This window comes from Vitiosangium sp. GDMCC 1.1324, from assembly GCF_003044305.1.
Classification (GTDB): Bacteria; Myxococcota; Myxococcia; order Myxococcales; family Myxococcaceae; genus Archangium.
On record NZ_PZOX01000044.1, the window covers coordinates 21,994 to 34,105 of the forward strand.

At 63.8% G+C, this 12,112-nt stretch carries 11 protein-coding genes; 4 read left to right on the top strand and 7 right to left on the bottom strand.

Features of this window, described 5'->3' with window-relative positions; genetic code table 11:
- Positions 1 to 190: 190 nt before the first annotated feature.
- The 4 genes from DAT35_RS56495 to DAT35_RS59705 form a co-directional block, all read right to left on the bottom strand.
- The gene (locus DAT35_RS56495) at positions 191 to 1,273 is read right to left on the bottom strand and encodes a kelch motif-containing protein (RefSeq protein ID WP_158502426.1); all 1,083 of its coding nucleotides are present in this window, start codon (positions 1,271 to 1,273) and stop codon (positions 191 to 193) included.
- 147 nt (positions 1,274 to 1,420) lie between these two features.
- Positions 1,421 to 1,651: an SMI1/KNR4 family protein gene (locus DAT35_RS56500; RefSeq protein ID WP_108077782.1), complete on the bottom strand. Its 231-nt coding sequence runs from the start codon at positions 1,649 to 1,651 to the stop codon at positions 1,421 to 1,423.
- A gap of 92 nt (positions 1,652 to 1,743) precedes the next feature.
- On the bottom strand, positions 1,744 to 3,159 hold the full coding sequence (locus DAT35_RS56505; RefSeq protein WP_146210320.1) for a hypothetical protein: 1,416 nt from the start codon (positions 3,157 to 3,159) through the stop codon (positions 1,744 to 1,746).
- 293 nt (positions 3,160 to 3,452) lie between these two features.
- Complete coding sequence (locus tag DAT35_RS59705; protein ID WP_108077784.1) at positions 3,453 to 3,740, bottom strand: hypothetical protein; 288 nt, start codon at positions 3,738 to 3,740, stop codon at positions 3,453 to 3,455.
- Between the two features lie 434 nt (positions 3,741 to 4,174).
- Here DAT35_RS59705 and DAT35_RS56515 point away from each other — a divergent pair, with 434 nt between their 5' ends.
- Together DAT35_RS56515 and DAT35_RS56520 are read left to right on the top strand one after the other, a co-directional pair.
- On the top strand, positions 4,175 to 4,837 hold the full coding sequence (locus DAT35_RS56515; RefSeq protein ID WP_369946713.1) for a DUF6310 domain-containing protein: 663 nt from the start codon (positions 4,175 to 4,177) through the stop codon (positions 4,835 to 4,837).
- A gap of 1 nt (position 4,838) precedes the next feature.
- The gene (locus DAT35_RS56520) at positions 4,839 to 5,597 is read left to right on the top strand and encodes a DUF5953 family protein (RefSeq protein WP_108077786.1); all 759 of its coding nucleotides are present in this window, start codon (positions 4,839 to 4,841) and stop codon (positions 5,595 to 5,597) included.
- 780 nt (positions 5,598 to 6,377) lie between these two features.
- Here DAT35_RS56520 and DAT35_RS56530 read toward each other — a convergent pair.
- On the bottom strand, positions 6,378 to 7,691 hold the full coding sequence (locus DAT35_RS56530) for a diadenylate cyclase (RefSeq protein WP_146210322.1): 1,314 nt from the start codon (positions 7,689 to 7,691) through the stop codon (positions 6,378 to 6,380).
- Between the two features lie 335 nt (positions 7,692 to 8,026).
- Between DAT35_RS56530 and DAT35_RS56535 the strand changes: the two genes are divergently transcribed.
- Entirely contained in the window at positions 8,027 to 8,989 is a 963-nt protein-coding gene (locus tag DAT35_RS56535) for a DUF6310 domain-containing protein (protein WP_108077789.1), read from the top strand.
- Positions 8,986 to 9,741 carry a DUF5953 family protein gene (locus DAT35_RS56540; RefSeq protein ID WP_108077790.1) on the top strand — a complete coding sequence of 252 codons (756 nt, stop codon included), beginning with the start codon at positions 8,986 to 8,988 and terminating at the stop codon, positions 9,739 to 9,741. Before DAT35_RS56535 ends, DAT35_RS56540 begins: the two co-directional genes overlap by 4 nt.
- A 28-nt stretch (positions 9,742 to 9,769) precedes the next feature.
- On the opposite strand, the gene DAT35_RS56545 is transcribed toward DAT35_RS56540, so the two are convergent.
- Both DAT35_RS56545 and DAT35_RS58650 read right to left on the bottom strand, forming a co-directional pair.
- Positions 9,770 to 10,723, bottom strand: coding sequence for a DUF2381 family protein (locus DAT35_RS56545; protein WP_108077791.1), 954 nt, complete (start codon positions 10,721 to 10,723; stop codon positions 9,770 to 9,772).
- 58 nt (positions 10,724 to 10,781) lie between these two features.
- A complete protein-coding gene (locus tag DAT35_RS58650; RefSeq protein WP_146210323.1) occupies positions 10,782 to 11,153 on the bottom strand; it encodes a hypothetical protein in 372 nt (123 codons plus the stop codon).
- Between the last annotated feature and the right edge of the window lie 959 nt (positions 11,154 to 12,112).

Sequence of the window (12,112 nt, forward strand, 5' to 3'; positions counted from 1 at the left end):
GTACGTGCGTACTCGTCGGGGGGACCCAACTCCAACTGGTGTCTGGCGTAGACTCCTGAATAGACAGCCGCCCCCGCCAGCCAGACAAGAACAATCGTCACTTGAGCCTTACGCATGCCACCATTCCTCGAGGACGGCCCCCAGAGCCCCAGGGAGGCGCCCATGAGGAGCGCCTCCCCGTCACTTGCTCTCAGCGCGAGAACACGTCCGCGGTGGCGGAGCTGCCATTGAGCCGCATCACCTGACCCGTCTGGAGCAGGACCGAGGCGCCTGGAGAGTTGGCCGAGGTCGCGGACGCGGCGGGCAGCCACGCGTTCTGCGACGGGGAGTAGATTGCCGCCTGTCCCGCGTTGTTGGTCACCAGCACCTCACCCGAGTAGAGCAGCGTGGCGGAGGTGGGCTGGGTGATGGGTAGGGCCGGGCCCGCGAACCAGGCCGCGTTGTAGGGGTCATACATCTCCACCGAGGTGTCGGTGGTGCTCAAGGTGCCGCCCATCACCATCACGTTGCCCGAGAAGAGCCGGATCGCGCGGTGCTGGGCGCGAGCGCGCGACATCGAGCCCGCGGACGTCCAGGTCTTCGTGGCGGGGTCGTAGAGCTCGGCCGAGGCCAGCCTGCCCGAGTCGGCGTAGCCTCCCGTGACCAGCACCTGACCCGAGTAGAGCCGGGTCGCGGTGTGCTCGGCGCGGCCCGTGAGCATGTTGCCCATGAAGGTGTACGTATCCGTCGCCGCGTCGTACTCCTCCGCTCCGTTGAACGAGAGGGTGGCACTCATGTAGTTGTACCCTCCGGCGATCAGCACCTTGCCCGAGTCGAGCGGGGTCACGGTCTGGTTGCGCTTGGACGGGGCCAGCGACGAGGTCCATTGGTCCGTGGCGGGGTCGTAGATCTTCAGATACGACGTGCCGCCCGAGCGTGAGGGGTAGAGGACCTCGGCCAGCACCTGGCGCGAGGCCAGCTCCGTCAGGGAGACGGACGCGCAGGCGCCCGGGGTGCACTGGGAAGCCACGACCCGCCACGTGTTGGAGTACGGGTCGTAGCTCTGCACGGACCCAGAGTAGGCATTCAGCACCTCGCCCGTGCCGCTCAGCACGGCGGCACAGGTGGTGAAATTGCCATTGGCCTTGGGAGCCGTGGGAGCCCAACTCCCGACCCCATCGCTCAAGGCCTCCGTCTGGCTCTTCAACGCGGGTGCGTCGGCCTCCTCGGGCTGGCAACCCGCGGACAGGGAAAGGACTCCACACAGCAACAGCGAAGACACTCTGAGCTTCATGGCACACACTCCTGGGGTATCTGACCATCCAAGGCTGGATGGCCGAGGCAGCATAAATCCAAACACCGGAGAGCCAGACGCGCCACCTCCTCGTGTGCCTCACGCCTGATAGGGGAATCCTCGTAGACGCGTCCATGTCGCTGCGCGTCACGAAGCCTCAGTCGCGGAACAGGGTTTCACCGTCGAAGGTGAACCTCCCCCTCCGAAGCGCAGCAGGAAGGCACGGAGGTCCGGGGGCAGCCCGGTTCCGAGGGCCTGCTCCAGGGCGGCGAGCTCTTCCGGCGCCGCGCGCCAGTCCTTCCTCAAGGCCTCGGCGTCCGCGTCTTCGATGGCCGCGACCAGGTCCGCGTTCAGCTGCGATGCCTTCTCGTCCGACATGGAGGTACTCCCGGGAGTTCGTGCTACGACAAACGCCCGGGACCCTCGTTCAGGGGCCCGGGCGCCATCATCTCCGCTCCTCGAGGCTCACTTCAGTAGCAGAGATAGTTGTTATTCCAGCCGTGAGCGGAATCCGCGGGCTCGTTCCACGCGACGCAGGTCTTTCCGGAGATGGGGCCTGTGGTGGACCACTGGAAGTTGAGCAGGCTGAGGGTGGGCACGCAGACGTAATTATCGCTCCAGGTGTCGGGGTCGCTGGGCTCGTTCACGGACGTGCACCGCATGCCGCTGATGGGCCCCGCGTTGCTGAAACGTATGCCTTCGTCCAGCTCGGAGCACAGGAAGTTGTCGCTCCAGCCATGCGAGTCGGACGGCTCGTTGACCGAGATGCAGGTGGTACCGGCGATCTTCCCCGCGGCGGAGAACGCGAGCCGCTGCGTGTAGCACAGGTAGTTGTTGTTCCAGGAGTCGGGATCGCTCGGCTCATTCCACTGCGCGCAGCGCATCCCGGGGACCGGGAGCAGCGAGGACCAGACGAACTGCAGGGGGCTGTAGTTGGGCACGCAGAGGTAGTTGTCAGTCCAGCCATCGAGATCGAGGAGCTCGGTGATCTGGGTGCAGCGCTGGCCCGAGATGGAGCCCGAAGAGGACCAGCTCACCCCCTCGGTACCCGCGGTACAGAGGTAATTGTCATTCCAACCGTGGGAATCGCTCGGCTCGTTGACCAGGGTGCACGCGGAGGGGAACGGGTAATAGTGGTACTGGAACTCGACGGGAGCCACGCCATAGACAGTGCGCACGCCCTGCTTGTCCAGGTCGCTCAAGGTGCTCCGGGTCCACTGGGCGCAGTAACTCATGGTCGAGTTGGGGTCGTACGCGGTGATGACGTCGCCATCGGCTTCCCGAACGATGGTGTTATCGCAGTAGCCCGCTGTGCCGGGTTGATTACCCGAGTGGTCCTGCTCGTGGTAGAAACCCAGGGCGTGGCCAAACTCGTGCAAGGCGACGCTGCGGATGCAGAATTCGCGATCATCCGTTCCTGGCAGCGATGCGTCATCCACACCGTCATTGCAGATATGGCTCCAGGTGGCGAAGTTGAAGTTGAGCCACATGCTGGGGTTGTTGCTCGTGCGACCGATGGCGGATCGCGGGCCGCTCTCATCCACCTGGATGCGGATGGCGTCAGTGGGAGTATTGGCGTCACAGGTGCCCCAGCCCGTGAAACGCACACTGCTGTTCGCGTCCCACTGGTCCTCCATGGTCTGTCTCACCCACGTCTTCTCCGAGTTCCAGCCTGCCGTCGTCCAGCAAACGGGAATGTCGGTGAAGCCCGAGGCGCTCGTGGGCCAGTAGCTGCCGACCTTGCCATAGAGCGGCTCCTGCTGTGAACCCACAGCCACGACCTCCATGCCTGGGACGCGCTCGGCCGCGGGTTCGCAAGCCACGAGGAAGGAGGAGAGCAACAAAAGGACGCGGGTCGCGCCAATGCCACGCAAAGTGTTTTTCATGGATTTCCTGTGAAGTGTTTTTTCACTTCGTGTGAGCAAGTAACATAGGGCGAAAGATGGCCCAAGTGAAAACCGGGAGTCCACCCAGAGTGTTAGGAATTGTGAGATTGGGATAATTTGCCGAGCCAGACGGAAGGCTCGTTTGTGCTCCAGGGATTGAACACCCGGATGGGAACAGGACGCAGTGCACCCCGGATGACGACGAAGCTTCGCGGGGCCCGGCTCGAAGTCGACGCTGCTCTAATCCCTTGCCCTCGACACTGCCCAATTCGTCTTATGCCAACCGGCCTGTCTCACGTCCCCTGCTCACGCTCCCACTTGCTCCCCTCGGCGCCGGACCATGAGCCCTGCCGCTTCACCCAGGAGCGTCTTGACGGAAGTCCCTCCCCCAGAGGCCGAGAGGGGGAGTCGGGGTTCCGGCGATAATCCTCGAAGCGGTAGTCCTGACCAAACTCGGAGATGAACAACAAGGCATCTCTCGCCACCAGGAGCAGTTCTCTCTCCTCGGGAGAGGTCTGCTCCGTCAGGTATCTTCCGAGGAGCCGTGGAGCCTCGAAGCTGAGAATCTCTCCTATCTTCATTGTGGTACCTCGCAGTAGCTCCATTTCCCAGTCCGCCAGGGACTGTACTGCTCGGGGCGCTCTGGGATACTCCTAACGACCCCACTATGACCACCAGGACCCGCCAGGTCCTGGCTTGGTTGGAGAACGTAGCCATGCGTTTCCGAGCGTGCATCGCACTTCTGCTCTATGTCTCGGCCTGCGCTACGTCAGCGCCCAGTCCAAGAGAGCCAGCGGCCCGAGATCTGAGGCTCACCAACCTCCAGCGAGCGGCGACGCTGCCCTGGACGGACGGTGGGCAGTGCGCCGTCCGCGAAGCTTCCGAGCCCTGGCCCATGCTGGTGGAGCGGTGCTTTCATGCCCTGGACCATGACCGGCTCGAGTTTCACGACCCCACGGGACGATGCGCAATCGCGTCTGCGGGCGCGGCTGCCATGGGACTTGGAGTCTGTGTCTTGGCTGGACCGGAGATCGTGGTGGGTGCAGTGATTGTTGCGGGCGTAGTGGTGGTGGGCTTCGCCATCAAAGAGGCTCTGGATGCGTATGCGCTGTTAAGGGACGATCCCGAGAAAGCGAAGCCCGCGCCAGAAACGAGGCCCGCTCCTGAATCGCGTCCCGTGCCTGAAACAAAGCCCGTGCCCGAAACAAAACCTGCTCCGCAGGAGCCCTCGCCGAAAGAAAGGCCCAAGCCGGAACCAAAAGGGCCGGATTTTCCTCCTCTGGGGCCAATCGAAGTCACGGAGCGAGACCGCCGCCCGGAGTGCGAGCCTCGACCGGTGAAGCACCGTGGCGGTCATGACCCGCACAACGAATGCGCCGACAAAATTCCAAACAACAGCTTCCCCGGCTGGGATGTGCGCGTCAACGGGAAGGATTACGACGGGCTGCAATTGGCCACGCTCACTCTGTGGGATGTCAAGACGGATGATTTTGACAAACAACCGCCTCGCTCTCAAAGGTTCTTTGTCAGGATGAAGCTGCCTGAGCTGAGACGCGAAGCCAAGCTCGCCAGGGAATGCGGCTATGACTTCATCATTGGAGTGCGAAGCGCCGCGCACAAAGCCGTGCTGTTCGAAGAAGACCCCACCCTCAAGGTCGTCGTCATGGATTGGTGCTGAAATGTCAGCTGCTCAAAGAGCCCTCATCATCATCGTCCACGCGCCTGCTCTCATGGACCACGACGACCGCCCGACTGCTGTTGTCCATGCAATGGAACGTGCGCTGCCTGGTTTGTGCCTGGGGTGGACGACTTCGGAAAAGGAAGACCTCATCGCATTACCTCGCCGTGACGAGTGGGTAGCGGCCAACTTGACAAACGGAGGGTTTCCGTTCTTGTGCAATGAGGACGATAACCACCTCGTAACGATTGCGGGATTGGAAAACCCAAACGGTCTTGCCGCAGGGAGTCCGCCGCATTTTGAAGTCCATGCGGACATGCCGCTAGACGCAGTCGGCATCGCTGCGGCTGCTGATGTGCTAGAGGGTGTAGCGGAGGGCGCTCGTGCGGTATGGGGGCATGCGACGCCGAGCGGCTATGGTGGGGTCGTGGCGCAACAGTTTCGCCACCCCGGCGATGAGCCTCACATTCCACCTTATGGGCTGCCCTCGCTCAATCTCCCCTGGGACAGCTCCACGCCCGAGATTCCACATTTCCTCGGGTGGCTGAACTACTGGTCTGCCGCTGCCGCACGGGCCATCGGCTTCCCGGACCCGGCCCGCGACGCGGAGCTGCTGTCACGGGCGCGACGCACGGCGACGGGCGGGTGGGTTGTCAGGCTCACCGAGGCGCCGCTCGACCTGGACAACCCTGCCCACCTGGAATCGCTCAAGCGGGCCTACGAACGCTTCCCGGAGATCGGCAGGCGCTCGGCCCCGTGATGCCCGGCACCGCTTGAAACGGCTGTGTTCCTGTGGAGGCGGCGGGAATCGAACCCGTGAACAAGGCGATAGAAAACCCTAAGCAGGACGCGCTGTTACCCGCTAACGCCTTAATTCTCCTCGGGTTCGTCATCCCGTCCCGTCCCACCCCGTGCCCTCGTGTTCCGCCCCTTTCCCCGCTGGCGGGGCACACTGGGGGCACATGCGCCACCTCCCCGCCTGCATTCCTCCCCACACCGGGCGGTGTGCGACTGGCGGGTCCCTCCGGAACGTGCAGCTCGCTCCCCCGGTGCCGGGCCCTGTTGCCGGGCTGCTGCGGTATCGGCTCTGACGGCTAACCAGGGCGATGCCGGGGGCGCCAATCGAGGCGCGAGCGGCCTGGATACCCGGCACCCCTCCAGCTATGGGCAAGCGGTCGCCTGTCCCGGCACCGTGCGCGAGCGCGCGCCCACTGGCACGGCTAGCGCCCTGGGATCCATCCATAGGACCGAGCAGCGGCTGCCCTGCTCATCCCCTCAACCAGACCTGAGCCGCAGCAGTCGCCCCCCTGAAGCCCTCTAGCGCGCCCCATGTTCGCGCCTCATCGTCCCACCGGCCCGGGGGGAGGCAGGGGCGTGCAAGCTCGCGCCTAGTAATACCCGGTCATATCGGGCGACTTTCCGAGGGAAGGACCCTCGTAGGAGTTCCCTCCAGCGTCCAAGTGGCTATCCCCAGGGCAGAACTGCTCGGGAGGTAGAGGAAGTGACCGCGCAGCATAGTATTAGCAGCGTTAGCATGGCATTAGAGCGAAAGAACCTTTCGCCCTTTTCTGAAAACAGCAATACCGCCATCAGAGCTAATCTTGATAGCAAGTCCCAGTTTGCTGGCCCCCTCTGCTGCCCGAGTTCGTGCCCCCTGCTCACGACTGTTTCCCGCAGAACGCACCATCGCACCATAAGCAATCAGTTTGCCGGTGCGATCGATCACAAGAGCGCCATCCAGACTCGCCAAGTCAGCAAGCACGCGGCGATCAAGCGTCAGCACATTTGCACTGGCAAGTCGACCATCCAGCGCGCGCTCGGCATCTGTGCGCGACTCAGCACCAATCAAGTCATTCTCTGAACTCACAAGTTTCCAGGCTTTGGCGCGGCTTTCAGCCACAACCAGCAAGCCGCCTGACCGGCGGAAAGAAAGGTCGAGCGCCACCTTGTAAAGCATCGCAAGAACGCGTTCTAACTTCCCCTTGCGGCCTTTGACACGCCAAGAATCTTGAATAGCACCCAAAATCGACTTGTGCCGCCAGATGCGCCACTCTCCGACTCTTTGGGAGAACAACAACTCACGCCCGTAAACAACCAAAATATCTCCACCTCGAGTAAGAGCCATGCCCATTCCACCTTTCCGAGCAGACGTGTCGGCCAGAGCGGAAAGCCACCATGGGCGCCCTAAACTGGAGTTCTTGTTCTCTCGTCTTGGCGTCAAAGACACAATGTCGACAATACTGCCATTTCGATCAAGCGTCAGCGCCGTCGAAAATCCGTCCGTAAGTCGCTTGAATCTTTTGTTGTCAAACTCCAACACCGCCGACGCTTCTCGCTTTTTGGCGTCAAGCAGAATCAGGCCATACGAAAGCTTTTGACTTTCATAGGTCTGAGCTGCCATTGAGCGAAGAAACTTGATATAGCTCCCGATCCTGCCGCTCGGAACCCGTAACAGCTTCGCAATTACAACAGAGACAGCATGAATCCCCAGGTCTGACAGTGAGATGCTTGCCTCTCCGGCGGCATCAAGCAATCTCGCCGCCTCTTTAGCCATGCAATCAAGTAACTCCAGATCCTCATCGAAAATCTCGCCAGATCGAGCCCTGACGCGCGTGGCGATGTGAATGCTTCCCTTCACAAAGAAATGACAATGAGCATCATTCTCCTCATGCCGGTGAGCCCACTGGTCATCCTTCTCCATCTGCTCGTCCTTCCTGGAGGAGTGATACCAGTCCTCATCAAATTCGAGATGAGGTACAGCAGCGACGAGTCGCGAGAGCACCAGCTCAACGTCATCAGGAACAAGCCCGACCGTCCGAACGGCAGAAGCCACAACAGGAGCAAGCCTAGCCACAACTCCCCTCCAAGCTCATAGCTGGTGGATATATTGCCTTATCTACGCAGCATCCGCCGAATATTCTAGTGCTACTCGATTGCTTCGGTCTAGCCCGAGTGCAAGTCTCCTCAGAGAATCGCAAGGGACTTTGGTAAGTGACCGAGTAGCACCAGGGCCTACACCGAGCCCGAGCATGGGCTGCCCGCTGCGTTGGCGCTCGCCCCTGGCCCGAGATGCGACTGACGTGTGCCGTGCCTCGCGTGTGCTCATCCATCGCTGTCGGGGCGCGCTAGGATACTCCGAACGACACCACCAGGACCCGCTAGGTCTTGACTTGGTTGGAGGATGTAGCCATGCGTTTCCGAGCGTGCATCGCACTTCTGCTCTATGTCTCCGCCTGCGCTACGTCAGCGCCGAGCCCAGGAAAGTCAGCGGCCTGGAACCCGAGGCTCGCCAACCTCCAGCGAGCGGCGACGCTGCCCTGGACGGACGGGGGGCGTTGCGCCGTCCAGGAGGCTTCCGAGCCCTGGCCCGTGCTGGCGGAGCGGTGCTATCAGGCCCTCGACCATGACCGGATCGAGTTTCACGACATCACGGGACGATGCGCGATTGCCTCTGCGGGTGCCGCTGCCATGGGACTCGGGGTCGGGGTCTGCGTCCTGGCCGCCCCGGAGATCGTCGTGGGAGCGGTGATTGTGGCGGGCGTTGTCGTGGTGGGCTTCGCGATCTCAGAGGCGCTGGAGGCTTACGAGAAGAGGGGCCGTCCCCAGGTTCGGCCGCCGCCTACACTGCCCGTGCCTGAAACGCGCCCCGTGCCAGAAGTGAAGCCCGTGCCTGTAACGAAGCCCGCCCCGCCGAAGCCCTCGCCGAAAAAAAGGCCCAAGCCGGAGCCAGCAGGGCAGGACTGGCCGCCCCCGTTGCCACCCGAAGTCACGGAGCGAGACCGCCGCCCGGAGTGCGAGCCCATCCCGGAACCGCACGAGGGCAAGGATGACGCGCATAACGAGTGCGCCGATAAGTTTCCGCCCAACCGTTATCCCGGAATGGATGTGCTCGTGGGCGGCGTGAGCTTCGATGCGCTGCAAGTCGGCGTGCGTGTACTGTGGGAGATCAAGACCCATCAATTTGATACGTACCCTGACTTTATCCAGGACAAGGAGATTGATAAGGAAATGAAGCAATTGGACAAGGAGAGAAAAGCTGCGGCGGCATGTGGATATGACTTCGTAATTGGCGTGAGCACCGACGCGCACAAACTCGCGCTGCTCAAGCGAGATTCCACCTTCAAGATCGTCGTCACGGGGTGCAAACGATGACTACGCGAAAAAGACTCGGAATCGTCGTCTACGCGCCTGCGCTCGTGGGCAACGACCGCCGCGCGCTCGATAGCGTCCATGGAATGGAAAGGGCGCTCCCCGGCTTGCGCTTGGAGTGGAGAGTTACCGAGAGGCGACGGCTTGCCGCGTTGCCGCAGCGCGACGCGTGGCTCGTAGAAAGGATTGAGGACGGGGGATTCCCGCTCCTGTGCAATGGCGACGAGAGCTATCCCGTGACGGTTTCGGGAAGGGGGAGATCGGGACTCTTCAGCCCAGGCGGTCAGGACCAGTTTGAAGTGCATGCAAGACTGCCACTGGACGAGCCCGTGATCGCCTCAGCGGCGGCTGTGCTTGAGGGCGTGGCGGAGGGGGCGTGTGCGCTATGGGGGCGTGCGACGCCAGACGACGCTGAGGGGGACATCGCGTATCAGACAGCACCCACGCTTGAAGGGCCGCCGTCCCCACGCCGGGGGCTGCCCGCCCTGAAGCTCTTCGAGCACATCCGCTCGCCCGAGATTCCCTATTACCTCGGGTGGCTCAACTACTGGTCGGCCGCTGCCGCACGGGCCATCGGCTTTCCGGACCCCGCCCGCGACGCGGACTTGCTCTCGCGCTCACGGCGCACGACGTCGGGTGGGTGGGTCGTCAAACTCACCGAGGCGCCGCTCGACCTGGACAACCCGGCCCACCTGGACGCGCTCAAACGGGCCTACGAGCGCTTCCCGGAGATCGGCGGGCGCTCCACCCCTTGAGGCTCGGCACGACTCGCAGTGGCCGTGCTCATGGCTCCTTCTTCTGACTCGCCGGGAATGTGACGTTCCCCAGGGTGACGGTACGCGGCCCCCCTGCCTCCCACAGCTTGAGGATGCAGGGGCAGCCGAGTTGAGCGCGCTCCCCCTCGATGCCCACCACGACGGCACCGGCCCCATTCGCGGGAATGGGCGCCAGTGGCCACCGGGCAAGCTCCACCTGCTCACCCGTCGAGTCCACCAGCGCCGCCCCCGCCAGCGTCCAGGGCTCAGCGCCGGGGTTAATGAGGCCCAGCCTCACAGCCACGCTTGCCGGGCGGCTCTCACCCGTGGGCGTGTAGCTGTAGCTCCAGGCCACCTCCAGCCCGAGCGCGTTGGCTGGCTGCTTCGTCACCGACTGGCGAATGCTTGTAGACGCCACGACCCCGGCCCCCTCCAGCCATGCGGCCCCCATGAGCCCGCCCGGCTCCTGACGCTCGGCCAGAAGCCGCGCTTTGTCCTCCTGGCACTGGCGCGCTTCGGCCTGTGCTTCGTCCCTCTCTTTCTCGCAAACGTCAGGCGGGCGCGGCTGCCGGAACACATACACCCGGCGCGTCCCCTTTGCCGCATGGCCCACGAGCCAAAAGCTCGCGCTCGCCGGTGCCGCGCCATCCGCGAAGCGCACCGTCACCTTTACCCGCTCCCCTGGCAGATAATCCCCCCTGGGAATGACGTAGAGACTCAGCCCGTCTTCCCCGAGTGCCCAATGCGCGAGGCGTCCCACTGGCTGAAACTCCACCGCCCCCCCAGCGACGCGGGAGTCAAAGACAAACGCTGTCGGCTCGTCCGCGCTAGCGCACACTTCCGGCGCTCCCTCCGGGGACCCTGCCGACAAGTCAAAACGCGCTGTCGCGGCGCAGCGGGGGACGGGGGGAGGCTCTGCGGCTTGCGCAGCACCAGCGAGCAGGGCGGCCAGCAGGACGGCACCGGAAGAGGGGGGCAGCACGGAAACTCAACCTCCAAAGGGCAAGGTAATAATCAGGGCTCAAAGGGCAAGGTAATAATCAGGGCTGCCCGACAGGCTCAATGAGGAGAACGCGCGTGTCTGTCTTGACGTTGCTGGGCGTGCTTCCGGGATCGAGGCACACGCCCAAGCCGGGGGGGCAATCAAAAAGCTTGCCGTGCTCGTCCACGTAGACCGTGACGCCTTTCAGGCCAGCAACCAAACACACGGGAAGAGTCCCCTCGCCTGGAATCTTCGCCTCGGTGAAGGTGCCGAAAAGGCGGTTGTCGCCGAGCTGCCACTGTCCAAGAAGCAAGGTCCCGGCGGGCAGATTGCCCACGCGCCCCTCGATACCAACCTGGAGGGTAACGGGGCCATCCTTCACCCTGGCCAGCTCTCCACGCTCGCCCTTGTACCCTTTCACCGTTGCCATCGGTTCACCCCTAGCAACGTTGAACCGCTCGTGGGTCTTCCGCCAATCCTGCGGGCAGGAAATCGCGGGGGGCTCGGGGCGCACCTGGGAAGCGGGCGCGGTGCATCCCCCGTCGAGCATCGCGCAGACTGCGACGGCTACAGCGGGCTTCACCGGCAAGCGCGGCCCCGAGCTTTGCGGCTGCGGTTTCGGCGTTTCGTTCTTGGGCGTCTGAGCGGACGTGCGAAGCATGGCGTTAGCGGTAGACGCGGGAAGTTGAGCCCCAACGGGTGTCGCGTCTCCTCCGGGGAGAGATTCCAGCGGCTTTGCCGCAAGCGCCATTTCACGACCGCGCACGCCTGCATCGGTAGCGTGAGGGTCCGGGGACGTAGATGGTAGCGGCACCTCCGGCCCTGCCTCGCTGGTGCGCCCCGTAGAGCCAGGTCCCCCCAGGTTCGCGCCCACGGACAGGGCAACGACGGCCACCAGCAGCACGGCCCCAGCGAGCCCCAGGCGCCACGCGGCGCGACGAGGGTGGGGAGCGGCGGCGGGCTCGAGTTCGCGAGCTGGCGGCACCGGGGCGCTTTTAACGGGCACCTCGTGCTCCCTGGGGGGCGGGGCCGCTTGCGGCGCGTCCGCCCTGGGGCTCTCGTCCGGATCTACCGCTGCGGCCGGGGGCGGGGCGCCTGCCATCTGCGCGGGCAGGAAGAGCACGGGTGCCTTATCCGGGAGGGGCCGCCCGCGCCGGGGGCGTTGCTTCGTCAGCTTTAGGAACGTGCGCCGCGTTTCGTTCGGCTCCCGCCGTTCCGGGTCATCGCCAGTCGTCATTAGCTGCGGATCGTCCGGGTCAATGAGCGGAAGATCCCAGGCGGCGTCATTCTCGGCGTTGGACAGCGTCTCACTGAGTGCCGCACACAACGGCGCGACAGGAAGGCGGTCCTCCGGCAGCTCCGCGAGCATCCTCATGCACAACAGGGAGG